Raw genomic sequence first — 281 nt, forward strand, 5'->3', positions numbered from 1 at the left:
TCTGATCCGTTGGGAAAAACGGGTTGAAAATTATGAAGCCATGCTTCATTTGGCTTGTAGTTTCATTGTCTGGAATATAATCCTATTGGGATAGGCTCTAATACTACAGCCGTAATTGCTCTGTCACCATAGGGTTATTCCGACGACGGTAATGACATTGTTGTGCATAGTATTGGTGTCGCCGCCGCCAGTCTGACCAATGTAAAATCTGTTCGACTGCCTCTCCCGTTTTTTCCATCAATTTTGACAACAGCTTACGCAGTTCCGGGATACTCAGGGCT

At 44.5% G+C, this 281-nt stretch carries 1 pseudogene; it reads left to right on the forward strand.

Annotation, left to right across the window (positions count from 1 at the left end):
* A pseudogene (locus tag Xkoz_RS19465) lies at positions 1-94 on the forward strand (IS5/IS1182 family transposase); the annotation flags it as partial.
* Between the last annotated feature and the right edge of the window lie 187 nt (positions 95-281).

Origin of the sequence: Xenorhabdus kozodoii (assembly GCF_002632875.1) — a bacterium.
In the GTDB taxonomy this organism is placed as follows: Bacteria; Pseudomonadota; Gammaproteobacteria; order Enterobacterales; family Enterobacteriaceae; genus Xenorhabdus; species Xenorhabdus kozodoii.